Source organism: Actinotalea lenta, assembly GCF_030586465.1.
In the GTDB taxonomy this organism is placed as follows: domain Bacteria; phylum Actinomycetota; class Actinomycetes; order Actinomycetales; family Cellulomonadaceae; genus Actinotalea; species Actinotalea lenta.
This window is the reverse complement of sequence record NZ_JAUQYP010000002.1, coordinates 291,949-318,658: the sequence shown is the minus strand read 5'-3', so window position 1 is coordinate 318,658 and position 26,710 is coordinate 291,949. Positions and strand designations below refer to the sequence as shown.

18 protein-coding genes are annotated in these 26,710 nt (G+C 73.3%); 6 read left to right on the top strand and 12 right to left on the bottom strand.

Annotated elements, in window-relative coordinates:
- Positions 1–6 precede the first annotated feature (6 nt).
- The 4 genes from Q6348_RS15305 to rfbD form a co-directional block, all read right to left on the bottom strand.
- Positions 7–4,179: a S8 family serine peptidase gene (locus tag Q6348_RS15305; RefSeq protein ID WP_304602256.1), complete on the bottom strand. Its 4,173-nt coding sequence runs from the start codon at positions 4,177–4,179 to the stop codon at positions 7–9.
- 122 nt (positions 4,180–4,301) lie between these two features.
- Positions 4,302–5,318 carry a lysylphosphatidylglycerol synthase domain-containing protein gene (locus Q6348_RS15300; RefSeq protein WP_304602255.1) on the bottom strand — a complete coding sequence of 339 codons (1,017 nt, stop codon included), beginning with the start codon at positions 5,316–5,318 and terminating at the stop codon, positions 4,302–4,304.
- Positions 5,315–6,415, bottom strand: coding sequence for a glycosyltransferase (locus tag Q6348_RS15295; protein WP_304602254.1), 1,101 nt, complete (start codon positions 6,413–6,415; stop codon positions 5,315–5,317). The genes Q6348_RS15300 and Q6348_RS15295 overlap by 4 nt, the downstream gene beginning before the upstream one ends.
- Positions 6,412–7,266 (bottom strand): dTDP-4-dehydrorhamnose reductase, encoded by an 855-nt coding sequence (gene rfbD, locus Q6348_RS15290; RefSeq protein ID WP_304602253.1) that lies wholly within the window; start codon positions 7,264–7,266, stop codon positions 6,412–6,414. Before rfbD ends, Q6348_RS15295 begins: the two co-directional genes overlap by 4 nt.
- 86 nt (positions 7,267–7,352) lie before the next feature.
- On the opposite strand from rfbD, the gene Q6348_RS15285 reads away from it, so the two are divergent.
- Together Q6348_RS15285 and Q6348_RS15280 are read left to right on the top strand one after the other, a co-directional pair.
- Positions 7,353–7,967, top strand: a complete 615-nt coding sequence (locus Q6348_RS15285) for a dTDP-4-dehydrorhamnose 3,5-epimerase family protein (protein ID WP_304602252.1) — start codon at positions 7,353–7,355, stop codon at positions 7,965–7,967.
- Complete coding sequence (locus tag Q6348_RS15280; RefSeq protein ID WP_304602340.1) at positions 7,964–8,890, top strand: glycosyltransferase family 2 protein; 927 nt, start codon at positions 7,964–7,966, stop codon at positions 8,888–8,890. Before Q6348_RS15285 ends, Q6348_RS15280 begins: the two co-directional genes overlap by 4 nt.
- Here Q6348_RS15280 and Q6348_RS15275 read toward each other — a convergent pair.
- Positions 8,865–9,812 (bottom strand): glycosyltransferase family 2 protein, encoded by a 948-nt coding sequence (locus Q6348_RS15275; RefSeq protein WP_304602251.1) that lies wholly within the window; start codon positions 9,810–9,812, stop codon positions 8,865–8,867. The genes Q6348_RS15280 and Q6348_RS15275 overlap by 26 nt on opposite strands.
- Positions 9,813–9,897: 85 nt before the next feature.
- On the opposite strand from Q6348_RS15275, the gene Q6348_RS15270 reads away from it, so the two are divergent.
- On the top strand, positions 9,898–11,295 hold the full coding sequence (locus tag Q6348_RS15270; RefSeq protein WP_304602250.1) for a hypothetical protein: 1,398 nt from the start codon (positions 9,898–9,900) through the stop codon (positions 11,293–11,295).
- Between the two features lie 6 nt (positions 11,296–11,301).
- On the opposite strand, the gene Q6348_RS15265 is transcribed toward Q6348_RS15270, so the two are convergent.
- Both Q6348_RS15265 and Q6348_RS15260 read right to left on the bottom strand, forming a co-directional pair.
- On the bottom strand, positions 11,302–14,001 hold the full coding sequence (locus tag Q6348_RS15265) for a SpoIID/LytB domain-containing protein (protein ID WP_304602249.1): 2,700 nt from the start codon (positions 13,999–14,001) through the stop codon (positions 11,302–11,304).
- Positions 14,002–14,103: 102 nt separating this feature from the next.
- Positions 14,104–16,605 (bottom strand): glycosyltransferase, encoded by a 2,502-nt coding sequence (locus Q6348_RS15260; RefSeq protein ID WP_304602248.1) that lies wholly within the window; start codon positions 16,603–16,605, stop codon positions 14,104–14,106.
- A gap of 89 nt (positions 16,606–16,694) precedes the next feature.
- On the opposite strand from Q6348_RS15260, the gene Q6348_RS15255 reads away from it, so the two are divergent.
- Both Q6348_RS15255 and Q6348_RS15250 read left to right on the top strand, forming a co-directional pair.
- A complete protein-coding gene (locus Q6348_RS15255) occupies positions 16,695–17,045 on the top strand; it encodes a hypothetical protein (protein WP_304602247.1) in 351 nt (116 codons plus the stop codon).
- Complete coding sequence (locus Q6348_RS15250; RefSeq protein WP_304602246.1) at positions 17,042–18,484, top strand: glycosyltransferase family 2 protein; 1,443 nt, start codon at positions 17,042–17,044, stop codon at positions 18,482–18,484. The genes Q6348_RS15255 and Q6348_RS15250 overlap by 4 nt, the downstream gene beginning before the upstream one ends.
- Here the strand turns inward: Q6348_RS15250 and Q6348_RS15245 are convergent.
- The 5 genes from Q6348_RS15245 to Q6348_RS15225 are packed head-to-tail and all read right to left on the bottom strand — an operon-like array spanning position 18,481 to position 25,529.
- A complete protein-coding gene (locus tag Q6348_RS15245; protein WP_304602245.1) occupies positions 18,481–19,848 on the bottom strand; it encodes a glycosyltransferase family 4 protein in 1,368 nt (455 codons plus the stop codon). The two genes, Q6348_RS15250 and Q6348_RS15245, sit on opposite strands and share 4 nt — an antisense overlap.
- A complete protein-coding gene (locus Q6348_RS15240) occupies positions 19,845–21,044 on the bottom strand; it encodes an ABC transporter ATP-binding protein (protein ID WP_304602244.1) in 1,200 nt (399 codons plus the stop codon). The genes Q6348_RS15245 and Q6348_RS15240 overlap by 4 nt, the downstream gene beginning before the upstream one ends.
- A complete protein-coding gene (locus Q6348_RS15235; RefSeq protein WP_304602243.1) occupies positions 21,041–21,874 on the bottom strand; it encodes an ABC transporter permease in 834 nt (277 codons plus the stop codon). The genes Q6348_RS15240 and Q6348_RS15235 overlap by 4 nt, the downstream gene beginning before the upstream one ends.
- Positions 21,871–22,752 (bottom strand): class I SAM-dependent methyltransferase, encoded by an 882-nt coding sequence (locus Q6348_RS15230; RefSeq protein WP_304602242.1) that lies wholly within the window; start codon positions 22,750–22,752, stop codon positions 21,871–21,873. The genes Q6348_RS15235 and Q6348_RS15230 overlap by 4 nt, the downstream gene beginning before the upstream one ends.
- A gap of 50 nt (positions 22,753–22,802) precedes the next feature.
- Positions 22,803–25,529, bottom strand: a complete 2,727-nt coding sequence (locus Q6348_RS15225; protein WP_304602241.1) for an N-acetylmuramoyl-L-alanine amidase — start codon at positions 25,527–25,529, stop codon at positions 22,803–22,805.
- 185 nt (positions 25,530–25,714) lie between these two features.
- Here Q6348_RS15225 and rfbB point away from each other — a divergent pair, with 185 nt between their 5' ends.
- Positions 25,715–26,710 (top strand): dTDP-glucose 4,6-dehydratase, encoded by a 996-nt coding sequence (gene rfbB, locus Q6348_RS15220; protein ID WP_304602240.1) that lies wholly within the window; start codon positions 25,715–25,717, stop codon positions 26,708–26,710.

Sequence of the window (26,710 nt, the reverse complement as noted above, 5' to 3'; positions counted from 1 at the left end):
CGGGCTTCACCGGGTGAAGTAGCCGGCGACGTCGACCACCAGGTCCAGCGGCGCCGTCTGGCTGTACACGCTCACGCCGCCGCCCGGTCCGAGCCGGGGCACCGCGAGGTTCGGTTGGTCGCGGTGCGCCACCACGTTGAGCGTGGACACGGTGGGGACCTGGGCGGTGCCCGCCGGGAAGACCCGCACGTTCGTGGACCCGCCCGGGTTCACGGCGGTCACGTTGAGCACGGCTGCCTCGGCGTCGGGGGCGATGCCACCACGCCCGGCGACCGCAAGGTCCACCACGGCACCGGGCTGCAGCTGGTGCGCGATGCCCGTCCCGCGCCTGGTGTCGGCGATCCGACTCGGGTCCACGGGCACGAAGCCCGTGGTGCCGTGGGCCGAGTAGTACCCGGCGAGGTCCGCGATGAGGTGGACGTCCGCGCTCTGGGTGTAGAAGCGCACCCGGCCGCCGTCCCCGACGGCGACGGTGACGAGGTTCGGCTGGTCCTGGCGTGCGTAGACGTTGAGGTTCGACACCGTCGGCGGGTCCTGCGACTCCGAGGCCGCCGGAGTCGGGTAGACCCGGATGTTCGTGCGGCCGCCGGGTGCGACCCCCGTGACGTTGAGCACCACCGACACGGCGTCCGCGGGCACGCCGGCGCGACCGGTGACCTGGAGGTCGACCCAGTGGCCTGCCGCCAGGCGCCGGGCCGGGACGCCGCCCGTGCCGTAGCGGGTGTCCATCAGCCGCACCGGGGTCGCCGGGGTGTACCCCGCGGCCCCGCCCGGGCTGTAGTAGCCGGCCAGGTCCGCCACGACGTGGGTCTGCACGGCCGAGGCCAGCAGCGTGACCGTGCCGTCGTCACCGAGCGGCACGGTGACGAGGTTGGGCTGGTCCACCCCGCGCACGACGTTGAGGTTGGACACCGTGGGCGGCGACCCGCCCGGGGTCGTCGGGTAGACCCGGATGTTGCCCGTCCCGCTCGGTGCGACGGCCGTCACGTTGAGCACGACGGCGTCGGTGCCGGGTGGCACCCAGGCGCCCCCCAGGGTGAGGGTGCGTGGCACCCCGGGCTGGAGCGCGCCGGAGAAGCCCGTGCCGTGGCGCGTGTCGAGGACGCGCCACGGCGTCACGGGCGTGAACCGGTCGCCGCCGGCCGCGACCGTGAACCACGTGCGGTACGGCTCGGCCTGCGTGTCGCCACCGAGGTCGCGCAGCCCGTCGACGACCAGCTCGTAGTGGTGGCCCGCCAGCAGGTCGGCGACCGGGGTGACCGCGAGTGTGTGCGCGGTCGCGTCCCAGGACGCGTGCACCGCCACGGCGCTGCCGTCGTCGGCGACCAGGCGCGTCGCGCCGGCCACGCTCGCCGGATCGAGGTCTCTGCCGGACTCGAACCGCAGCGTGGGTCGGACCGCGAGCCCGGCGCGGTGCGGGGCTGTGCTGGCGTCGACGAACCAGGGCGCGGGGTCGGCAGGCTGCTGGATGAGTGCCGTCAGCAGGTACGCGCCGGCGAGAGCCAGGTCGACAGCCCCGTCACCGTTCAGGTCGACCGCCTGGAGCGAGCCGGGCCAGTACTGCGAGCTGTACGGCGTCTCGGCCATCACCGGTGCGCCGAGGCTCCCGTCGGCCTGCTGGTAGAGCAACGAGACCACGGACCACCCTCCGTCCCCGACGGCCACATCCGTGCGCCCATCACCGTCGATGTCGGCGAGGGCCATGGCGTCCGCGGTGTAACCCGCCGAGTACCCGATCGGTGCGTCGAACGTCCCGTCCCCGCGGCCCGCGCTGACGTAGACGTCGCTGAACCTCGACCGGACGATGTCCGCGCGATGATCACCCGTGACGTCACCCACCGCGATGTCACAGGTGACCCCCCAGAACTGGGTCGAGGTCTCGGGGATCGGCGTGGGTCCACTGAAGCTGCCGTCCCCGCGCTGGAGGAAGACCTGGCCCGTCACGTCGACGACGTCCCCGAGTCCGTCGCCGTTGAGGTCGCCGACGGCGAACCGGTCCGTGACCGAGCCGACGGTCCCCGCCGGGGTGAAGGTCCCCGCGTCGTTGCGGTAGACGACCAGGCCGTCTGCCGTGCCGAGGAGCAGGTCCGGGTCGTGGTCGCCGTCCATGTCGCCCGCGACGATCGCGCTCGCGCCCCCGGGGACCGTCACCAGCGCCGTCGCGGTCGGGCCCGTGGCGCCTGCGTCGATGGCGGTGACGCCGGCGGAGGTGGCGATGAGGACCTCGGGCCGGCCGTCACCGTCCACGTCCGCACTGACCGGGTCGGCGGCCGAAGCGGCGAGCGACCCGGCGACCGCCACGGCGTCACCGAAGGCACCACCGTCACGTCCGGCGCGCACCTCCGGCACGGCACCGGGCTGGGCGACCACCGCGTCCGGACGCCCGTCACCCGTGACGTCCGCCACGGCGAGCCGCGGGTCGATCACGGTTGTGCGGACGTCATCGCGCGTGAAGGGCGCGACGGCTGATGCGGGCTCCACGCGGATGTCGTACGGGGCGCGGGTGACCACGCCGCTCGTGTCGCGCACGCCCACGTCGACGGACCCCGGGCCGGACAGCGCGAAGGCGGCACTGACGGGCTGGGCCGGGGCGGAAGCGGTCGACTCGATCCGGTGCCCGGCGGCGTCGAGCACGATCACGACCGGGCGCTGGGCCCGGATGCCGGTCACCGGGTCCAGACCGGGAGTGACGACGGCCTGGTACATGCCCGCGCCGAGCTCGACGCGGTACCAGTCGACGTCGCCCTCGGGGGCGAGGGTCGCCTCGTGGTCGGTCCCGGCCGCGAGAGGCTGCGCCTGACCCGGCAGGCCGTCCTCGGGTCCGCCGTCCCCGGTGGCCCGGTCCAGCGGGACGGCCGTGACCAGCCCGAGCGCCGCGGCGGCATCGACCACGCCGGCGCCGTACCACGGGTCGAGGCCGCGCGGTCCGGCGTCCCGTGCGCTGCGCGTCAGGGCCCGCTGCACGGCCGCCGGGTCGGTGGTCCCGGCCTCCTCCACCAGCGCGGCGACGCCCGCCGCGAGCGGGGCGGAGAACGACGTGCCGGTCGCCCAGACGTATCCGCCGCCGGGCGCCGGTGCACCCAGCTGGCGGCCGGGCGCGGCGAGCGTGACCCAGTCGCCCGAGCTGGAGAAGTGCTCGATCCGGCCGGCGTCGTCCGTCGCACCGACGGCGATCACGCCGTCGACGAGCGGGGCGTAGGCCGCGGGGTACTCCGGCGCCTCGGTGCCGTCGTTTCCGGCCGCGACCACCACGACGGCCCCAGCGGCGACGGCGTCCCGCATGGCTGCGAGCAGCACGGGAGCTTCCGACGGGCCGCCCAGCGAGATGTTGATGACGTCCGCGCCGTGCGCGACCGCCCAGTCGATCCCCGCGGCGATCACCGCGTCGTCGGCCTGGCCGTTCGCGTCGGCGACCCGCACCGGGAGCACGGAGGCGGCCGGTGCGGAGCCGACCGCCCCCAGACCGTTGTCGCCCCGGGCTGCCACGACCCCAGCCACGGCCGTGCCGTGCCCGTTGGGGTCCGAGGGGTCGGAGTCGTTGTCGACCAGGTCGACGCCCGGGAGCAACGCGCCGGCCAGGTCCGGGTGGGCCGAGACCCCGGTGTCGAGGACCGCGACCACGACGCCGGCGCCCTGGTCGGCGTCCCAGGCACGCGGGAGCTCGGTCAGGGCGAAGTACGGCCACGCCTCGTCCAGGAGCGGGTCGTCGGTCCAACCGGCGACCGACCTCCGGTGCGCGACCTGGGCGGCCACCACCCCTGGCGCGGCGGCCAGCGCGGCCGCCGCCTGCTCGGCCCGCTCGGGAGCCACGGTGACGGTCGTCGTCAGCGCGCCGTCCCGCGATGCGGTGCGGCGGGTCCTCACACCGGCGGCGGACAGCGCGGCGGCCTGCCGCGTGGCGCTCACGCCGGGTGCGAACCGCACCACCACCTCACCGGGGATCGTGGTGTCCTGCGGCGCGGCCGGGTGGATCTCCTCGAGCCCGGTGCGGTGCGGCGTCGGCGAGGCCCCGTCCGGGCGGTCCGCGCCGCGGTCGGGGGTGGGGACGTCGGCCGCCGAGGCACCGACCGGGACGCCGGGTGCGGCGGCACCAGGTGCGGCGGCACCAGGCGCGGCGGCACCAGGCGCGGCGGGCACGATGGCGACACCGAGAGCGAGGACGAGGATGAGCGCGCGCACGAGGCCCCCAAGCGAGCGATGGCCGAACGGCTCTTCCTACCACCAGGAACGGGCGAGACGGTCCGTCTCGGTCACCGCTCACCTGGACGGATGAACCTGGCGACGCGCCCACGGTGCGACGCCTAGGTCGCCGAGCGGTCGGTCCCCTCGGTCGGGCCGTCAACCGCGTCGACCTGGCTCGCCGGTGCGCCGCCGCGCCCACGGAGCAGGGCACCGACCCCGGTGAGGATCAGCTCGGCGACCATCACGAGGAACCGGCTGGCCAGGGCGGCCGCGGTGGCCGCTGACGCACCGATCTCGCCGACCAGGACCGCATAGATCACCGCTTCGCGGACGTACGCGCCCGCGGGGGCGATGAAGAACAGGAATCCGCACACCCAGGCCAGCGCGAACGTGCCCAGCGCCATGACCGCCCCGCGCGCGCCCGTCAGCCCCAACGGCGCCACGATCGACCAGAAGTGCAGCCCATACAGCAGCCACGCGACGAACGACCAGCCCAGGGCCGTGCGCACGGGTCCGCGATGCCGTGCGAGGGCCGGCAGGCGCAGGCCGCGGAACCCGAGGGGCAGGCGAGCCAGAAGGTCGGCGAGGAGCTCGGGACGCACGGCGAGCACGGCGACCGCCGCGGCCCCCACGGCGACCACGGACCACTGCAACCAGGCGGGAACGTCCGAGAACCGACCGGTCGCCACGGCGGGCACCGCGACCACCACGGCGGTGGCCACCGTCATGCCCGCTCCCAGCACGATGACCATGACCGAGGCCGAGCGCCGCACACCGCGCTGGCGTGCGAGCTCCGTCTGCGCGACGTAGGCCCAGGCGCTGCCGGGCAGGTACTTGCCGAGCTGGGCGAGGTAGAAGACCGAGGCCCACGGGCGCGGCCGGATGTTCGCCCCGGTCGCGGCGAGCAGCGCGCGTTGCTGCTCGCCCGAGGAGGCCACTGCGGCCATCGCCGCGAGGACCGCCACCGTGACCGCCGGCCACCCGAGGTCGGCCAGGTGACCGCGCACCTCGGGCCAGCGGCCGTGCACGGCGACCCCGGCCAGGACGAGGGCGGCGAGCAGGGCACCCCAGCGGACCAGGACGCCGAGGACCGACCGGACCGACCGCCGGGCCGGAGGCTGCTGCGCGGCGCTCACGGCTCGGCGAGGTCGACGAGCGCGCCGACGTAGCGCGACCACTCCTCCGCGTGGCTGCTGGGCCGGGCCGCCACGGCGCGGTCCAGCGCCGCCTGGACCTCCGGGTCGGCCACCGAGCGGAGTGCTTCGGCGAGGGACGCGACGTCGTCGGGCTCGCAGACCAGGCCCAGGCCTCCGGCCACCGACTCGGGCAGGTCACCGACCCGGGTCACGACCACGGGCACACCCTGCTCGAGCGCGAGACGGATGTTGCCGCTGCCGGTCGCGTCCCGGTAGGGCAGTGCCACCACGTGCGAGGCGCCGAACAGCTCCTCGAGCTGCTCGGTCGGCACGTAGCCGGCCCGCAGCGAGACCCGGTCACCCGCACCGAGCTCGTGGGCGAGCGACGCGAGCTCGGCCGGGTCGCTCCAGAACTCGCCGGCCACGGTCAGGCGCACCTGGGGCACCTCGGCCGCCGCGCGCACCAGGACGTCGACGCCCTTGTAGGGCCGGACGAGGCCGAAGAACAGCACCTCGAGCGGGTCGTCGGGGCTCGTGCGTGCGGGAGCCGCCCGGTGGGGATGGGCCTCGATGTTCGAGGGCAGCAGGATCGTCACCGGGTCCGCGGCCCCCAGCTCCCGGGCGAGCTCGGCCTGCTCGGTGGTGTGCACCAGGACCGCGTCGACGCGGCGCAGGAACGCCGAGACCAGGGGACGGTCGACCGGGGAGGGCTCGTGCGGGAGGACGTTGTGCACCAGGGCGACGGTGCGGGTCCCGCGCCCCAGGACCGAGAGCATCACGTGGTACGCGACCAGCTGCAGCGGGGTCACCACCACGAACACCACCGCGTCTGCGGCCCGCAGCCGCCGGGCCACCCGGAGCCAGCTGTCGGGACGGTTCCAGGCGAGGTCCCGTGTCGTCCGGTCGTACGGGGGCACCTCGGGCTGGCCGTCGGGCACCGTGAGCTGACCGGGGTACAACCGCGCGGGGTACTGCCGCGACCAGGAGACCAGCGCGGTGCTCACGCCGGCGTCCCGCAGCGCCCCGGCCAGCCTCGTGGTGTGCTGCGCGATGCCCCCCTTGAACGGGTGCGTCGGGCCGACCAGCGCGAGCTTCACGTCGAGGTCCCCAGCACCTGCGGGGCGGCCTCGGCCCAGCGCTCCTGCCAGTCGCCGATCTCCTCGACGCCGACGGCCGCCAGGCCGTCGTGCGAGAGGACCGACCACGCCGGACGGTGCGCGGGCCGCACGAAGGCCTCGCTGGTGGTCGGCCGGACGGTCTCGGGGTCGAGGCCCGCCGCCGAGACCACGGCCCGGGCGAAGTCGTACCAGCTGGTCCGGCCGGCCGACGTGCCGTGGTACGTGCCCGCGGGGACCTCCGCCTCGACCAGGCGCAGGATCAGCCGGGCGAGGTCCACGGTCCAGGTCGGCTGCCCGACCTGGTCGGCGACCACGTCCGCGCCACCCTTCTCCCGCACCACCCGGGCGATCGTGGCGGGGAAGCATGCGCCCCGAGCGCCGTACAGCCAGGCCGTCCGCACGATGAGGTGGTCGGGGGCGTGCGCGGCGACCGCCCACTCGCCCGCGACCTTCGTCCGGCCGTAGGCGGACCGCGGCCCGACGGGGGCGTCCGCCGGGTACGGGTCCGAGGCGTCGCCGTCGAAGACGTAGTCCGTGGAGATCTGGACGATCCTCGCGCCGGCACCGTGTGCTGCGCGGGCCAGGTGCGCGGCTCCCACCCCGTTGACGGTGAAGGCCTCGGGCTCGTGGTCCTCCGCCGCGTCCACCGCCGTCCAGGCGGCGCAGTTCACGACGACGTCGTGACCGGCCACGTGGGTGACGCACTGATCGGGGTCCGTGATGTCGATCTCCGGCCGGTCCACGCCGACCACCTCGTGCCCGGCCGCCCGCAGCACGTCGACCAGGTCCTGGCCGAGCATGCCCTGAGCGCCCACCACCAGCCAGCGCATCGTCAGTCCTCCCTCTCGCCCGCTCGTGCCATCCCCGGGAGCCTACTGGCTGGCTACCCTGGGGCCCGTCGAAGGAGAGGGAGCAGATGACCTACCGAGAGCTGAACGTCCCCGGGGCCTGGGAGATCACCCCCCGGCAGCACGGCGACGCCCGGGGCGTGTTCCTCGAGTGGTTCAAGGGTGCGGCGTTCGCCGCCGAGGTCGGTCACGACCTGAGCCTCGCGCAGGCCAACTGCTCGGTGTCGGCCGCGGGCGTGCTGCGCGGCGTGCACTACGCCGACGTGCCCCCGTCCCAGGCGAAGTACGTGACGTGCGCAGCGGGGGCGGTCCTGGACGTCGTGGTCGACATCAGGGTCGGGTCGCCGACGTTCGGGCAGTGGGACTCGGTGCTCCTGGACGACGTCGACCGGCGCGCGATCTACCTGTCCGAGGGGCTGGGGCATGCCTTCATGTCCCTCGCGGACGGGTCCACCGTGCTGTACCTGTGCTCCACGCCCTACACGCCCGGTCGCGAGCACGGCGTTCACCCGCTGGATCCCGAGATCGGGATCACCTGGCCGACCACGGCGCGGGACGGCGCGCCGCTCGTGCCGCAGCTCTCCGAGAAGGACGCCGCCGCCCCGACTCTCGCCGACGCCGCCGCAGCCGGGGCGCTACCCACCTTCGAGGCCGCCCTCGCCTACCGCCGGAGCCTGGGCTGACCACCGTCGTCGCCGTCGTCGTCACCTTCGGGCCCGACCTCGAGCTCACCGGGACGCTGCTGCGCTCGCTCAGCGCGCAGGTCGAGCACGTCGTGGTGGTGGACAACGGCAGCCCCGACGTCACCGGGCTGCGCGACCTGTGCGCCAGGGCCGATGTGCGGTTCGAGCCGTTGGCGACCAACACCGGCATCGCGGCGGCGCAGAACGTGGGCATCGCCGCGGCGCGCGACCTCGCCGCCACCCACGTGCTGCTGTCGGACCAGGACAGCGTCCCGGCCGCGGACATGGTCGAGCTGCTGCTCGCCGGGCTGCGGGCCGCCGAGCGCCGCGGCGACCGCCCGGGCGCGGTCGGCCCGGTCAGCGTCGACGTCCGCTCCGCCGACGAGGTGATGGTCTACCGCGACAGCCGCTGGGGGCCCCGTCGCTCGCCGTGCACGCCCGACACCGACGGCCTGGTCGAGGCGACCTTCCTGCTCGCATCGGGCTGCCTGATCCCGCTGGACGTGCTCGACGACGTCGGCGGCATGAACGAGGCATGGTTCATCGACCACGTCGACCTCGAGTGGGGCCTGCGCGCCCGCCGTCGTGGCTGGACCCTGCACGCGGTCGTCGCGGCCCGCCTCGACCACCGGCTGGGCGACCGGCTGGTCCGGCTCCCGGGCCGACGCCAGGAGGTGCACGTGCACTCCCCCACGCGGGTCTACTACCTCGCGCGCAACACCGTGCTGCTCGTGCGGTCCGGCCTGCTGCCGGTCGCGTGGCGGATCGGGTACCTGGTCTGGCTGGCCAAGCTCACCGCCTTCAACGCGCTGCTGGTCCCCCCGCGGTGGCGCCGCGCGCGGCTCGCCGTCAGGGGCGTGCTGGACGGGCTGCTGCGGCGCACCGGCCCCCTGCGCGTCAGGCCCGGTACTGGATCTCCTTGAGCCGTTCGAGCTGCTCCTCGAGCAGGATCCGGTTGGTGCGTTGCAGGTCGGAGAGCACACCGAGAGCCACCGAGAGCAGCGCTGCCACCACCATGACCGTGCCGAAGATCAGGGACTGCACGTTGCCGGACGCGTCCCCGCCGCTCGTGACGTACAGCACCAGGAACCGGACGAACGGCACCGCTGCGAGGAGTCCGAAGACCAGCGCCAGCGTGGTGAACACCACCTGGGGCTTGAACATCAGGTAGCTGCGCGTGATCGCCGACGCCGACTTGTACATGTGGTGCCAGATGTTGCGGAACAGCCGCGACTCGCGGGTCTTCGCGTTGGTCACCACGGGGATGCTCGCGATCCGCAGCCGCTTGTGCCCGGCCTGGATGATCGTCTCCATGCAGTAGGAGAACTCGGTCACCACGTTCAGGCGCAGGAGCGACGCCCTGGAGTAGGCGCGGAACCCGCTGGCAGCGTCCGGGAGCTCGGTGTCCGCGGCAGCGTTGACCACGGAGCTGCCCAGCCGCTGCATCTGCTTCTTGAACGGCGAGAAGTGCTCGATCGTGGAGGTCTGCCGGTCGGCGATCACGATGTCCGCATCGCCGGCGATCACCGGGGCGACGAGGTCCGGGATGCGCTCCTGCGGGTACTGGTTGTCCCCGTCGGTGTTCACCACGATGTCCGCGCCGTGCCGCAGCGCGTAGTCCACCCCGTCCCGGAACGAGCGCGCCAGGCCCATGTTCCGGGTGTGGTGCACGAAGTGCGTGACGCCCAGGCGGCGGGCGACCTCGAGCGTCGCATCCGTGGAGCCGTCGTCGATCACGAGGATCTCGACCTCGTCGACCCCCTCGATCTCGCGGGGGATGGTGGCGAGGACCAAGGGGAGCGTGTGCTCCTCGTTGAGGCACGGGATCTGGACGAAGACCTTCATCGAACTCGCTGACTGTGGGCGCGGGGACTTGTGCGAGGCTTGCGTAGGATACCCCGCACGGTGCAGGGGTCGAGGGAGGCTTCGGGTGGCGGCGGACGGCGAGACGATCATCGACGGTGACGACTCCCCCCCACCCGTTCCGCCCGAGACGACCGGCCCGGGTCCGGCGCGGGAGCGCACCTGGATCACGGCGGTCGTGGCGGTCGGGCTCGGCCTCATCACGGTCGTCATCGGCACCCTGGGGCAGCTCGCCTCACCCGACCTCTCGCCGATCGACGAGCACACCCACCTCGGCTATGCGTGGGACATCTCGCACGGCAAGATCCCCGCCGCCGGGGACACCATCCCGCCCGAGATCCTGCGCGAGTGGACCTGTCGCGGGCAGTTCAACCTCAAGCTCCCGCCGTGCGACAGCACCACCAACCCTGCCGACTTCGTCGCGCGCGGCGAGCAGTACAACTTCGCTCACCCACCGGTGTACTACCTGGTCACCGGCTACCTGGCCCGCGCTGCGAGCGTGGTGGGCGTCACCTTCGTGCCGGCGGCGCGGTTCGCCAGCTCGTTGTGGCTGGCCGCGGGCGTCGTGATGCTGTTCTTCGCGCTGCGCCGGTGGGGGGTGCGCACGGCGATCGCCGCGGGCATCGCCGCGACCGCCGTCGGCACCCCGTGGGTGCTCGGCTCGGGCACCACCGTGACGAACGACGCCCCGGCCATCCTGGGCGGCGCCTTCGCGCTGCTCGTCGCGGCGCGGCTGTTCCGCGAGGAACGCTACGGCCTGTGGGTGCCGGTCCTGCTCACCGCGCTCGCCGCCTCGACCAAGACTCTCAACGCCTATGCCCTGCTCGCCGTGGCCGGCGTCGCGGTGATCTACGCGGTGCTGCGCCGACGCACCCCGCAGGCCCGGCCGCTCGCCGTCGTGGGCCTCTCGATCGTTGCGACGGTTGCCGTCGTGTACTTCGCCTGGGACCTCTTCCAGTCCCACCGCGGCGACCCGAACTGGGTCAGCCCGATCGCGGGCTTCAGCACCGACCCGATCGTCGGCACACCCTTGGCCGAGTGGACCTCGACGTTCTTCCAGGGCCTGCAGATGTCCGCCCGCGTGCTGCTCGACCCGGACTTCACCGGCCTCGCCATGACGTTCTGGACGCCGCTCGCCACCGCCCTGGTCACGTCCGGGGCATTCGTCGCACTCTTCCGGCTGCGGCCCTCCAGCCGGGCGTTCACGATCCCGGCAGCGACCCTCGTCGGCCTCCTGACCTACCCGACCGTGGTCCAGCTCCAGGCGTTCGTCAACACGAGCGGGGCCGAGTACTTCCCCGACGTGAGCTCGCGCTACGGCTTGAGCCTCGTGCCGCTGATCCTCGCGTGCTGGGCCATCGTGCTCGAGCGGGTGCGCGGGGGCACGTGGGCGGCGGTCGCCCTGGGCGGCGCGGGCACGCTCGCGGTGCTCGCCGCCGTCTCGGGCATCAGCCACGGCGGCTGAGCGCCCTCAGCTCCGCGGCGCGAAGTACCCCGTCATGTCCAGCAGCACCTGGGTGCTGCCGGCGGCGTTGTAGATCGACACGGCCGGAGAGCTGCCGCTGGACAGCGGGACGACCACGGCGTTGCTCTGCGTGGTACCGCGCACCGCGTTGACGTCCGACGCCGCCGTCATCGGCGTTCCGCTCGGCCAGGTCCGCAGGTGCGTGCTGGTCGCCGTGGTGGACACCACGGTGACCGAACCACTCAGGGCCGACGCCGCCGCCGGTGCCGCCGAGCCCGCCCGGACCGAGACGGTGCCGTGCGGCGGCAGCGCCGAGGACGTGCGCGTGTCGAGCAGACGGACGGGCTGCACCGGCGTGTACAGCGAGCCGTCGCCGCTGCCCGCGGTGCCGAACCACCCGACCACGTCGACCGCGACGTCGGTGGACGAGCCCCGCGACGCCAGCATGATGCGGCCGTCGACCACCGGCACGACCGCGCGGTTGGCGACGTCCACCCCGGGCCGCAGGTTCACCGTCGAGACGGACGGGACGGCCGACCCCCCGTAGGCCACGACGTACCCCTGGCCACGGGGCGCCACGGTCGTGAGGTTCACCAGGACGGCACCGATCTGCGTCGGGGCGATGCCGAGCTTGCCCGCGACGTCGACCGCCCTCGGGGTTCCGGGCGCGAGCGGCGACTGGCCGCTCGCGCGGGAGTCGTACGCGCGCAGCGGGTCGACCGCGTGGTAGCCGGCCGCCGAGCCCAGCGCCGTGCTGAAGTACCCGACGACGTCGACGATCACGTGGGTCACGCCCGCCGCGTTGTACAGGCTGATCTTGCCCTGCCCGCCCACGGCGACCACGGCCATGCTGGCCTGCGTCCTGCCGGGCCCGACGTTGAGGATCGACGTCGGGGGCATCGGGGACCCCGCGGGCCACGCACGCAGGTGCGTCTCCTGCGAGGCGTTCACGGCCGTCACGTTCAGCACGACCGCGGTCACCCCGGAGGTCGGCAGGCCGGCCACGCCGGTGACCTGGAGGTCCTGCCGTTGCCGGGCGCCCATCGAGGTGAAGGTCTCGCGGGTGTCCAGCAGGCGGACGGGCGCGACGGCGACGTACCCGCCGTCACCCACCAGCGGCACCGCCGCGACCGGGGCGGGGTTGGGCGCCGTACCCACCTGGACCAGCGCGGACACCCAGGCGGAGACCCGTCCGGCCTGGTCGACGCCGCGCAGCGCGACGCGGTACGGGCCCGCCCCCACGGCGGTCCCGCCGTCGGTGCGGCCGTTCCACGTCACGGAGAACCGCTGCCCCGCGACCGCCTCGGCCGTCGCCGTCGCCGCCACCCGCCCGGTGCGCTCGTCGGTGACCCGCAGCTGGTAGTCCATGCTGAGGTTGGGCACGGCGGAGACCGTCACGGACCCCGCGCTGGCGATCGACGTCGCCGAGGCCTGGAAGCCGTCGAGCGCGGGGGGTGTGGTGTCGATCTGCCACCAGGAGGACCGCATCCCGAACGCCGGGTTGGAGATCGTCGTGGAGCCGGTCGTGCAGTCGAGCCGCACCGACGTGACGCGGCCGCCGTAGTCCCCGTTGCCGTCCCGGGACAGCACGACGATCTGGCGCAGGTCACCGCCGGACGGACAGGACCGCTGCACGCGCTCCACGCTGAGCGCCGTGGTCCAGCTCGACACCGGGTCGCCGGGCGCGCTGCCCGTCCAGGGGTCGGCCTTCGCCACCTGATACGGCACCCCCCCGGCCCGCGTCCAGCCACCGTTCGACGACGAGAACTCCGTCAGGGCCGTGTGGCCGCCGTAGGTCCGGACCTGTCCCGCGGTCGCCTCGATCGCCAGGTCGGTCGAGACCGACTCCTTGGCGGTCGCGGTGCCGTCGGACGCCGACCCGTTCCAGGTCGCGGTCGCCCGACCGCCGTAGACCTGGCACGCCGTCGTGTCGCACAGGTCGACCGCCCCCGAGGCGTGCTCCTTCTTGTACAGCGCATACGAGCGGGCGGCGACGGCCTGCGCCTGGAGCGCCGCGGGCTTCCAGTACGCGGGCGACTCACGCGGCACCACCCCACGCAGGTACTCCTCCATCGGCACCACGTTGGTCACGTTGAAGCCGGTGGTCGCGGGCCGCACCTCGATGCGCCCGCGGTACCAGGTGCCGGTGGTGCTGGTCGGCTCGGGTGCGACCACCACGCCGTCGCCCGTGGACATCGTCACCGGGCCCGTGTACGTCATGGGGCTGAGGTCCGGGCCGCCGATCGTGTCGCGCGGCTGGATCGTCACGGTCTGGCCGGAGACCGACACCGTGTAGCGCCGCGCCATCAGGGTCCAGGCCGTCTCGGCCGTGTCACCCTCCTCCACGCCCACGAACGTGACGACGGTCTGGCCCGGGGGGTTCCACAGCGTCACCGAGAGCGTCGGCGAGTACGCCGCCAGCCCGACCCGCAGCGTCGGGTCGCCGACGTCGGCGGTGGCGGTCTTCGGGTAGTAGAAGTCGAGGATCTGGTCGGCCGGCACGCCCTGCACGGCGGCGCCCTGCGCCCCCCACTGGGACATGCCGCGCCCGTGCCCCCAGCCGTGCCCGTGCACCAGCCACGCCCCGGTGGCCGGCACCGGGTACACCTCCGGGTCGGCCGCCACGGCGGCCGTGGGCACGAGCAGGCCGACGGCGGCCAGTGCGAGTGCGGTCAGCGACGACAGCACGGTGCGGATTCGGGTCATCCTGGTCCTCGCTCGACGGGTGTCATGCCAGCGTAAGCGCCGACCCGCGGCACTCCAAGACGCCCCGTCGCGGTGTCCCGAGATGTCCTGTTCCGGAGCCCGTCAGGCCCGGAGCCGTGCAGCGACGCGCCGCGTCACCTCGCGAGGGCCCCCGGCCGCGTACACCCGGCGCACCGCACGCCAGCGTTGCCGCAACCGGCCGTCGGACTGCCGGACCCGGGGGACCACGAGGGGTTCCACCCAGGCGTCGGCGGCGCTGAGCGGCTCGTCGTCGAGCACGGGCTCCCACGACGTCACGCGTGGGCCGTCCGCGCGCCGGATCCGGGCGACCTCGACCAGGATGCGCTGGTAGGCGAGCCCCTGGAGGTGCGGGCCCCACCGCAGCAGGGCCTCGCGCTCGGCCAGCACCCCGACCCGGCGACGCAGCAGGTCGTCGTCGAGCAGCCGACCGATGGCCCGGACCCAGTCGTCGTGGTCGGTCGCCAGCAGGCCCGTCCGCCCCTCGGTGATCGCCTCGAGGAACGGCTGGGTGGGCGAGGCGACCGTCGGGGTCTGCACGAGCGCCGCCTCGAGCCACTTGATCGCGGACTTCGCCTCGTTGAACGGTGTCCCCAGGACCAGCGGCGCGAGGTTCACGTCCACGTCCCGCAGGTAGGCGGGCAACGTGTGCCACGGCACCATCGGGAGCCGCCGCACCCGGTCCGCCAGGTCGTCGAGCAGCGGACCAGGCGTCACCAGGCCGCCGAGCCACAGCTCGACCTCCGGGCGCTCCCGCAGCACCTGGGCGACGGCCGGCTCGATGCTCGCCCAGTCCGCGTCGTGGGTCTTGGTCCCGGAGAAGTACCCGATCCGCAGGGGGCCGTCGGCCCGGGGCCGGTCCACCTCGGCATCGCTGACGCGCGCGAGCGCGGTGCCGACCCCGTTCGCGAACCGGAACGCGGGCATGCCGGTGAGCGCGGTGGCGCGCTCGCACAGCAAGGCGGTGCTGCCCACGTAGGCGTCGCACTGCTCCATCGTGGTGCGGTACCGGGCCACGCCCCGCCACCAGAGGTCCTGCTCGGCGCGGCTCAGCCTGCCCAGCCCCTCGACCTGACCCATCTGCGGGTCGAAGATCAGGTCGTCGACGTCGAACAGCACCGGGACCGTCCGCTCGCGTCGGCGGACCGCGGCGATCAGGTCCAGGACCTGGTGGGTCGCGGGCACCCGGTACAGCACGACCGCGTCAGCGCTGTCCAGCAGGTCCGGGAGCTCGGGGTCGCGGTAGTGCCGTACCTCGACGTGGTGCCCGTGCAGCGCGAGCGCCTCCGCCGGCAGCTGACCCCGGTAGCGCAGCGGCGCACCGTTGATGCCGGTGATGACGACCACGTCGTGCAGCAGGGCGAGCTCCGCCGCGTGCAGGACCGTCTGCGAGCGGCCGCCGGCGTCCGCGAGCTCCTGGTAGCGGCGCTCGAGACCGTCGAGCTGGTCCTGCCAGTCCCGCAGCCGCACGCGGCGTCCGGCCTCGCCCATCCGGTGGACGAGCGCCGGGTCGCGCGCGAGCACACCCATCGCCTCGGCCAGCTCGGCAGCGCCGTCGATCGGGACCACCATCCCGGTGACGCCGTGCTCGACGACCTCCTCCGGGCCCAGCGACTCGGTGCAGACCACCGCCAGGCCGGCCTGCAGGGCCTCGCGGGTCAGGATCGAGTGCGACTCCCGCAGCCGCGACGGCAGGACCAGCACGTCGTGGTCGGCGAGCACGGCACCCAGCTCGTCGCGGCCGAACGGCGGGTGCGCCCGGACGCCGGACGGCAGCCCGGTCCGCCCCGCGACGCCGTAGAGGTCCAGCGTCCACGCGGCGTCGTCGGGGAGTCCCGGAACCGCGGCCAGCAGCGTCTCGACGCCCTTCATCGGGTCGTCCCCACCGGCGTACAGGAAGCGGACCGGCCCGGTCCGGGGCCCCCGCGGGGCCGCCGGTCCGGACACGCCCTGCACACCGTTCTCGTCGACCTCGATGCGGTCGGCCGCCACCCCGTTCGCGGCCAGCACGCGTGCGGCCGACTCCGACGGTGCGAGGACGAGGTCCGCGTGCTCGAGGTACGCCTGCAGCTCGCTGTTGCGCCGCTCGAGCCAGGCGTGGTCCACGGCGCACGGGCACGAGCCGCACGAGACGACGAGGCTGCACTCGGGACCGACCGCGGGCATGAGGAACTGCCGGGCGCACGTCCACCAGAAGTCGTGCATCGTCACCACCACGGCCGCCCCGGACCGCTTGGCCGCACGCAGGACGCCACCGCCGAGCGTCTGCAACGCGTGGACGTGGACCACGTCGGGGCGGACCTCGGCGAACCATCGCTCCGCATCAGCCTCGACCGCCGGGTTCAGCGTGTTGAGCGGGTCCGACCACGCCGTCCACGGAGTCGTGACGACCCAGCGGACCCGGACCCCCTGCTCGTCGACGTCCTCCCAGGTGTCCAGCGGTGCGCGTGACTCGTCCAGGTGACCGGCGTAGACGAGGGACTCGTGGCCCTGCGCCGCCAGGTGTCGGGCGATCCGCTGAGGGACCAGCGTCCCCCCGCTGACGAAGTTGGGGGGGTAGTGAGCCGACACCTGAACGACGCGCACCGCCCAACTCTAGATCGGGGGTCGCGGCGCACCCGGAACGTTCACGGCGTCCTACCGGAGAACACACACTGCCCACTAACCTGTCCGCCATGGCGGTGGACCCGATGACGCGTGAGGCCTGGCACGAGGCCCTCGCCGCACGAGACCGCGAGGTCCACGCCCTCGCCGACGCCGATGCGGTGCGTGCCGAGAACGAAGCCTTGGAGCGGCGCCTGGACATGCTCATGGCCGAGCTGCACGTGCAGCGGGAGGCGGTGCGGGTGCGCGACGAGATGGTGCGCGACCTGACCGTCGCGCTCCGCGAGCGCGACCGCCGGCAGCAGGCGCCCGAACCGACGCCACCGGGCACCCTCACCGTCCACGCGCGCCGCGTGCTGCGCGCGGCGCGCCACCCGGTCCGCAGCGCCCGGGCGCTCGCGCGCCGGATGCGGCGCCGATGACGCATCCCGTCATCTCTCTGCTGCTGGGCCCGGGCCGCGCGCAGGACGTCACGACCACGCTCAGCACCGTGCGCGCATCGGCCCGGCAGGTCGAGGTGCTCGGACCCCGGACGCCGGACGCGAGCACCGCGGACGAGCTGGCCGCCGCCCTCGCCCGGGCCTCGGGTCGCTACGTCGGCGTCCTCGAGCCGGGTGACCTGGTCGAGCCGGGCGTGCTCGAGGCGGCGGTGACGTACCTCACCCGGCACCCCGACGTGGACGTGCTCTACACCGATGAGCAGTGGCCGGGCGAGGGAGCCTCGGGGATCTTCACCAAGCCCGACTGGAACCCCGCGTACCACGTGGCCCTGGGCTACCTCGGACGGCTGTGCCTGGTGCGGCGTGAGCTGCTGCAGGACGCCGGGGGCTTCCTGTCCGGCACCGAAGGGGTCGAGGAGCGCGACGCCCAGCTGCGGGTCATCGAGCGGGGCGCGACGGTCGAGCACCTGCCGCTCGTCGGCGTGTCGCGACCGCACGCGCCCCAGCCCGACCCGACGGCGTGCATCGCTGCGGTCGAGCGCCACCTGCGCCGCACGGGCGTCGACGCGCGGGTCGAGGCCGCGGAGCCGCCGGGCGGGGTCCGGGTGCGGCGCGCCGTGCCCGAGCCCCCGACGGTGAGCGTGGTGATCCCCACGGCCGGGACGTCGCGCGAGGTCCGCGGTGAGCGGGTCCGCCTCGTGACCCGGTGCGTTCGCTCGCTCGTCGCGACGACCGACTACCCGTCCTGGGACGTCGTGCTGGTCACCAGCGAAGGGACCCCTCCCGAGGTGGTCGACGAGGTCCGTGCCGAGGCGGGCGACCGCCTCACGGTCACCCACGTGGCCGGGGACTTCAACTTCTCCCGCTCGATCAACGAGGGCGTCCGGGTCGCCTCCGGCGAGCTCGTGCTGCTGCTCAACGACGACACCGAGGCCGACGACCCGAGCTGGTTGCGGCAGATGGTCGCGGTCGAGGCCGATCCGAGCGTCGGCGTGGTCGGCGCCAAGCTCGTCTTCGCGGACGGCCGGGTCCAGCACCTGGGGGTCATGCACAACGACGTGTGGGAACCCTCGCACCCGTTCATGTTCGAGACGGACGGCACCGGCCACTTCGGGATGGGCAGCCTGGACCTGGACTACCCCGCCGTGACGGGCGCGTGCCTGCTGACCTCGCGCCGGCTGTTCGTCGACGTGGGCGGCCTGTGCACCGCCCTGCCACTGAACTACAACGACGTCGACTTCTGCTTCAAGGTGCGGGCCGCGGGACGGCGCGTGGTCGTCGCGCCGTCCGTGCGGTTGTTCCACTACGAGTCGGCGTCACGCACGGCACGAGTCGAGCAGGCCGAGCGGGACTTCATGGTCGCGCACTGGCGCGCCGAGGCGTACCGCGACCCGTTCGTCCAGCTCCGCTCGGTCCGCTAGCCGCGACGACGCGACGCGTTGCTCGCCAGCCGCCAGCGGACCTTCGCGAGCAGCTGGCGCGGTCCGCCGGCGCGCAGGTGGTGGCCGACGGCGCGCACGTCGGAGATCACCCGACCGGCCAGCGACGGGCGTTCCGGAGTGGCGATCGGGGGCAGGTGCTCCGCGTCGGCGGCCCGGCGCGGCTCCCGGCAGAACTCGAGCACCGGCGCGAGGACCTCGGGCCAGGTCAGGCTCGGCGCCACGCGCCGCACGGCGGCTCGGGCCGAGGCGAGCTCGTCGGGCCGCGTGATCAGGTCCCGCAGGGCGTCGACGAGCGCCTCGACGTCGGCGGCGGGGACGGTGCGTCCGAGGCCCTCGCGCTCGACCATCGCCGCGAAGGAGTCACCCCGCGTGCTGACGATCGGCAGGCCGGCCCACAGGTAGTCCAGGATCCGGGTCCGGAACGAGAACTCCGTCTCGACGTGGTCGAAGTGGCAGCTCACACCGATGTCCGCGTCCAGGAGGAAGTCCGCCCGGCGCTCGTAGGGCACCCACTCCTCGTTGAAGAACACGTGGCTGCCCACGAGGTGCAGCTCCTCGGCGAGCCGCCGGGTCCTGGCCGCGACCGCCATCTCGGGCACGTCGGGGTTCGGGTGCCGCATCCCCAGGAAGTACAGCCGCAGGGTGGGGATCTCGTGGCGCAGCCGGTCGACCGCGCGGACCAACGTGATCGGGTCGAACCAGTTGTAGACCCCGCCGCCCCACAGCAGCACGACGTCGTCCGGCCCGATCCCGTCGACCGCTCCCTTGATCGCCCGGGTGGCCTGCCGCGGCGGCTCCGCGGGCATGCCGAACGGCACCACGGTGAGCAACCGGGACAGGTTCGGGTCTGCGTCATACGTGTCGGGGTTCACGCGTCCCGCGGCCGTCAGGTGCCCGATCCACAGGTCGCGCTGGCGCGCCGAGGCGCACAGGAACAGGTCGCCGCGGCGCAGCTGGGCGGCGAGCTCGGCCAGCGCGGTGCGCAGCGCATGCTGGCGCTCGGCGCGGGGCTTGAACCGGTCCACCTCGAGGGTCTCGATCTGGAACGGGTCGTACAGGTCCACCACGAGCACCTGCTCGCACGTCTGCAACCAGGGGAACGTCGCGAAGACGAAGCCCTGCACCACGACGACGTCGACCCGCTCCACCTCGGCCCGGAACCCGTCGACGGTGACCTGGCCCAGCGAGACCCGGCCGTCGCTGCGCGTGCAGGCACCGAAGGTGACGAGGCGCACGTCGTGCTCGGCCGCGAGAGCCTGGGCGATCTCCCAGGCACGGATCGCCGGCCCGGCCATCCGGTCACCGATCGTGTCGAGGGTGACCACGAGGACCCGTCGTCTCACGACGCCCCCTCGCCGGGCGCGGACCACCGGCCGTCCAGGGCGACGAACCCCCCGGACTCGTGCAGGTCACCGTGCGTGACCTGGAACCGTGCCGCGTCGCGCAGGTAGTCGTAGACGTGCGTGGTGGTCTCGTCCACCACCGAGGCCAGCACGCTGAACCCCCCCGGCTGCAGCGCGAGTGCGGGCACCTGGCACTCCAGGACGCCCGACCCGGCGATCCTCGGCGTGTGCCACCCCTGGTCACGGGTGTTGTTCGCCCACAGGTAGACGCCGTCGTGGCTCTCGATCGCCAGGCCGAAGACGGGGTTGGGGATCGCCTCGTCGGCGGTGTAGTGCACCCGCAGCGTCACCGGGGCCAGCGACCGGACGACGTCCGTCGTGCGGCCGCCCGAGACCACGTCGACGCGGTCGATGCGCGCCTCACCGCTCCCCCAACGGACCCGGCCGGACTCGTCGACCCGGACACCCTGCCGCGTGGAGTCCAGGTACTCCTCCAGCACCGTGCCGGCGTCCCCGGTCCTGACCAGCGAGCCGTGGTCGAGCCAGGCCACCTGGTCGGCCATCGCCCGCAACGAGGGCATGGAGTGGCTGACCACGACGACGGTACGGCCCTCGCGACGGAAGTCGGCGAACTTCTCCGCGCACTTGTCCTGGAACGCGGCGTCGCCCACCGCGAGCACCTCGTCGACGAGCAGGATCTCCGGGTCCACGTTGATCGCCACCGAGAACCCCAGCCGCACGTACATGCCGGACGAGTAGTTCTTCACCGGCTGGTCGATGAAGTCCTCGACCCCGGAGAACCCGACGATGTCGTCGAACTTGCGCTCGATCTCGGTGCGGGTCATCCCGAGGATGGACCCGTTGAGGTACACGTTCTCGCGGCCGGAGAGCTCGGGGTGGAACCCGGAGCCGACCTCGAGCAGGGCCGCCACGCGGCCGTTGACCCGCACGGTCCCCTCGTCCGGGTACAGGATCTGGGCGAGCGTCTTGAGCAGCGTCGACTTGCCCGACCCGTTGTCCCCCACCAGGGCGAAGGTGCGCCCGGCCGGGATCTCGAAGGACACGTCCCGGAGCGCCCAGAAGTCCTCGTACACGGCGCGCCGGCGACGCATGATGGCCGACTTCAGGGTCTGGTTCCGCTCGTGGTAGACCCGGAACCGCTTGGAGACCCCCTCCACGCTGACCGCCGCGTTCACAGCACCTCCGCGAGCCTGCGCTGGTGCCGCGAGAAGACCCACAGGCCGAGGGCGAGCGCGGCCGCCGCCCAGCCGAACGCCGCGAGCGTCGAGTCGAGCGGCGGCCAGCGGTTGTCGTACAGCAGCGTCCGGAACACCTCGAGGAATCGCTCCATCGGGTTGAGGCGGTACAGGTCGTACAGCGTGACGGAGCCGAACAGCGCCCCGGTCTCGCCGGAGACCTTGGCGACGTAGCTCACGGGGTAGATGACCGGGGTCGCGTAGAACCACGCCTGCATGAGGATGCCGATGAAGTGCTGGGTGTCGCGGAAGTAGACGTTGAGCACGGCGAACATCAGCCCCACACCGAGGGAGAACAACGCCAGCAGGGCCATGGCGACCACCACGAGCGGGAGCCAGACCAGCGGGCGCCCCCCGACCACGACCAGGACGACGGTCAGCACGGCCATCTCGATCGCCCAGCTCACCACGACCGCGAGGGTCGAGGAGACCGGCAGCACGAGCCGGGGGAACCAGACCTTCTTGATCAGGTTCTCGTTGCTGACGAGCGACGCCATGCCGTTGTTCACGACGTTGGCGAAGAACGCCCACGGCAGCAGCCCGCACAGCAGCCACACCGCGAAGATGTCCAGCCCGCTCGGGTCACCGGGCGCCGGCTTGATCCGGATCACGAAGGAGAAGACCGCCCAGAAGATCACCATCTGGGCGAGCGGGTTCACCAGCGACCAGAGCTGCCCCAGCGCGGTGCGCTTGTACTTGCCGCTGATCTCCCGCCGGGTGAGGTTGGCGAGCAGCTCGCGCGACCGGAACGTGTCGCTGACCAGGCTCATCGGCCGCGCCCCATCGCGGTCCGCACGCGGCGGTAGGCACCGCGCGGCAGGGCGCTCCAGCGCATCACCCGGGTCCGCTGCAGCTCGTCCAGGGAACCGCGGGCGTCGTCCCGCTCGCGCCGCGCGGACGCGAGCTCGGCGCCGAGGGCTCCGAGCCGGTCGGTCAGCTCGTCACGCTCGCGCGCCAGCTGGGCGACCGCCGCGTCGGTGTCCGGCACGGCGCGCCACACGAACTGATAGGTGTCCGCATCGGGCTGCGCGCGGACCCAGTCGATCAGCCCGGCGGGCAGGGTGGCGGGATCGATCCGCACCTCGCCCCCGAGCGGGTCGACGACGGTGCGGCGCAGCTCCGTGGGCACCAGGCCCGCGGTCCGCAGCAGCGCGCGCAGCGAGGCACGCGTGAAGAACCGCAGGTGGGTGCGGTCCAGGAGGCCGCGGTCGGTGTACTCCCAGCGGCCGAGCAGCAGGCCGAGCCGCAGCGAGCCGTGCGCGACGTTCGGCGTGGAGATCACGAACGAGCCGCCGGGTGCCAGCAGGGGGACCATCGAGCGCAGCACGGCCTCCGGCTGCTCGAGGTGCTCCAGGACGTCACCGAGCACGACGACGTCGAACTGACCCGCCCCGAGCTCGGCGACGAGGTCGAGCTCCGCGAGGTTGCCCACCACCAGGCGGTCGAGCAGCGGCCTGGCGATCTCCGCGGCGGCGGGATCCATCTCGACACCGCTCACCGTGCACCCGCGGGCAGCGAGCGCCTGGGCGAGGTAGCCCGTCGCGCAGCCGACGTCGAGCACCCGGGAGCCACCGCCCACGAGGTCCAGCATCAGGGCGTGGCTGGTGTTGGCCGCGTCGGGATCGACGGTCGTGTCGTACGTCGGCATTCCCCAGTCTCCGGTCGCGGTCGCCCGACGGATGTCGGGAAGGCGACCCGTCAGCGGAAGAAGCCGTACACGTCCGCGATCAGATGGGTCGAGCCTCGTGCATTGTATGCGGTGACCTCTCCGCCGCTGTCCCAACCGACCACCGTGGCATTGGCCTGGTCACGGCCCCTGCTGGCGTTCAGGTCGGAGGTCCCGGGCTGGTCCGAGCCCCCGGGCCACACCGTCAGATAGGTCGCCGGCGCGGTCTCCTGGGTCGCCGTGAGGTTCACCAGGGCGAGCTGCGCGTCGGCCGCTCCGACGGCGTCGCGCAGCTGGAAGGTCCGCTGCTCCCCCTCGGTCAGCGGCGCGCTGGCGTCCCGGGTGTCGAAGGCACGCACGGGCTGCACCGGCGTGAAGCGGTACGAGCCGGACGGCCCGACCCAGCCGACGACGTCCACGACCACGTCCGCCGCGCCCCCGCGGAGGTAGACGTCGGCCTGGCCGCCCGACAGCGGGACCAGGGAGCGGTTGGCGGCGTCTCCCCCCGGCACGTTGTTGACCGTGGAGGTCAGGGTCGGGTCGCTGCCGTGCGGCACCACCGAGACGTAGCCGTCGTCCTTCGCGCCGACGGACACCACGTTGAGCATCGCCGCCGTCGCGTCCGCGGGCACGCCGTCGACGCCGGCCACGGTGAGGGTCCGGGTCTCCCCGCTCGCGAACTGCCCGCCCGAGGTGCGCGAGTCGTACAGCCGCGTCGCGGTGGGCAGGGGCGTGAACAGGTCGCCGGCGCCGTCGTCGGACCAGTAGCCGGTCACGTCGACGACCACGTGCACCGAGCCGGAGGCGTTGTAGACGCTGATCATGCCCTGACCGCCGACTCCCACGATGGTGCTCGCGGGAACGGTGTGGTGCGCGTCGGCGTTGAGGATCGAGGCTAGGGGTCGGTCGGCACCGGCCGGCCACACGGTCAGGAAGGTCGCGGTCGAGGCCGCCACCGCGGTGAGGGTGACCGACACGGCCTTCGCGTCCGCCGGGACGTCACCGACCCCGGCGACCTTGACGTCGGCGCGCGAGCGCGGCCCCAGGGACTGGGCGGACGGACGCGTGTCCAGCACCCGCTCCGGCGTGATCGCATGGAACGTGAGGTCGCCCACCAGCGGGACCGGGTCCACCGTCGGTGGGTTGTCCGTCCGGGTCACGACGACGCGCTGGTCGATGGGCACGACCCTGGCCCCGGTCGCCTGGTCCGTGCCCGTGACGTACATCGAGTACGTCCCGGCACCGACAGGGAGCCCGGCGCCGTTGGTGCCGTCCCACGTGACGGAGAGCCCGCCGTCGGACTGCAGCGCCACTCCCGAGTTCGTGGCGAACGTGTACCCGGTCAGGGGGTCACGGACGGTCAGCGACCAGGAGAGGTCCCCGATGGTCGACGCGGTGAGGGTCACGGGTTGGCCGGACGCGACGGTCTTGGGAGCGGTCGGGTCGATGAACGACGGCCCGATGAGCTGCTTGGCGCGGGTGCGGATCCAGGGCAGGGCCTCGTACCCGCCCTGGCCGGGGCACGCCGTGTAGGCGACGTCCCGGTGGCCGAGCACGCGCGGCAGCGTCACCCACTGGTGGTCGAACCGGGAGTTCTCGCCCCAGTAGGTGTAGTACCGCATCGTCGCGGTGGGGTCCCGGTGGTACTCCCGCAGGCGCCAGGCGACCAGGGTCGCGACGGCCTCCTGGGTGACCTGGGGCGGTGCCGCGGAGTAGGTGCCGAGCATCGAGATCCCGACCGTGCCCGTGTTGAACCCTCCCGCGTGCACGCCGATGACGGGCTCCGTGAGGGAGTTGTCCCGGCCCTCGTAGATGTTGCCCCACTTGTCGACGATGAAGTTGTAGCCGATGTCGCACCAGCCGCGACCGTCGATGTGGTACGCCTGGTCGCCACGGATCTTCTGCATCGCCTCGGCGACCGTGGAGTAGTCGTTGGAGTCCGCGGTGTGGTGCACCACGACACCGACCAGGCCATCGGCGACGGCCGGTTGGCACACCTGGGGGCGCGCACCCCACTGCTCGCGGGAGATGATCCGCGGTTGGCTGAGCGTGGGCAGGCCTGCCACGGCAGGGACGATCTGCGCCTGACCGGACCACGCCGTGCCCACGCTCTGGGCAGCTGCGGCGGGGATCGGCGGGACGTCCACGAGGGCGAGCTCGAGACCGGAGGCCTTCGCGGCCCGGTCGGCGGCGAACGACACCTGGACCGCGTCCGAGTCCCCGACCCACAGCGAGTCCGTGCCACCGCGCTTGGCGCGCTCGGCGTCCGGGGTGCCGGCGTCGGGGCTGTTGTCGGACGCGGGCAGGGCCGTCCAGTCCGTCCACGTGCCGCCCTTGCTGCGGGTGCGCACCTGCGGGTCCAGGCCCGCGACGTCGGCACCGTCGGGCCAGGTCAGGCCAAGGGTCTGGAAGTCGCCCGTCGTCATGGTGGCGCTCTGCACCCGACCGCCGCTGACGGCGTCCGCGACGAGCCGTCCCGTGCTGCCGGGCGCCGTCGGGGCCATGGCGAGGCCGTCGTGGGAGGTGGCGACCTCGACGTCCAGGGTGCGGACCTGGGCGGCCTCCGAGGCCGGCGGCGTCCTGGTGTCCGTGGCCGCAGCGGTCCGCGCGGCCGCGTCGAAGGCGTCGAGCTGGCTGGGGCCTCCGACGATGCGGTCCTCGAGGAGCGTCGGGGCGGGAGCGGCCGCATGACTGAGGGCGAGCGGGACGGCCAGGCCGAGAGCGGCCAGGGCTGCACTGACGACGATGCGGAGACTCATGCGAACCCTGACGCCGGACGTAACGGGAGTGGCTGGTGTTACTGATGTGACACGCGGCCTCTATGAGTGTCGGCATGCTCGGGCACCGGGTCAAGGACGCCCGTCCGGTTTGCCCACGAACATCCCGACGATTGACAACCGGGAGCGCCGCTACGCTTGCCGCACCATCCCGATCGGAGGTCCCCGTGCGCCTGCTCGTCACCGGAGGTGCCGGATTCATCGGCGCCAACTTCGTCCACCAGACCGTCGTGGACCGTCCTGACGTGGAGGTGACGGTCCTGGACGCGCTGACCTACGCCGGAGACCGCGCCTCGCTCGCACCGGTGGCCGACCGGATCACCTTCGTCACCGGCGACGTCGCGGACGCCGACGTGGTCGACCCCCTGGTCGCGGACGCCGACGCGGTGGTGCACTTCGCCGCGGAGTCGCACAACGACAACTCGCTGCACGACCCTTCGCCCTTCCTGCGCACCAACGTCATGGGGACCTTCACGCTTCTCGAGGCGGTCCGCCGGCACGACGTCCGGTACCACCACATCTCGACCGACGAGGTCTACGGCGACCTCGAGCTGGACGACCCGGCGAAGTTCACGCCCGAGACGCCGTACAACCCCTCGAGCCCCTACTCGTCGACCAAGGCGTCCTCCGACCTCCTGGTCCGGGCCTGGAGCAGGTCCTTCGGGGTGCGCGCCACGATCTCCAACTGCTCCAACAACTACGGCCCCTACCAGCACGTCGAGAAGTTCATCCCGCGGCAGATCACCAACGTCCTCGACGGGGTACGGCCCAAGCTGTACGGCACCGGGCAGAACGTGCGGGACTGGATCCACGTGTGGGACCACAACCAGGCCGTCTGGGCGATCCTCGAGCGCGGTCGCCTCGGCGAGACGTACCTGATCGGGGCCGAGGGCGAGCAGAACAACAAGGACGTGGTCGAGCTCATCCTGGAGCTGATGGGGCAGGCACCCGACGCCTACGACCTGGTCAGCGACCGGCCGGGGCACGACCTGCGCTACGCCATCGACGCCACCAAGCTCCGCACCGAGCTGGGCTGGCGGCCGCGGTACACGACGTTCCGCGACGGCCTCGCGGCGACGATCGAGTGGTACCGCACCCACGAGGAGTGGTGGCGGCCGCAGAAGGAGGCCACCGAGGCACGCTACGCCGAGCTCGGTCGCTGA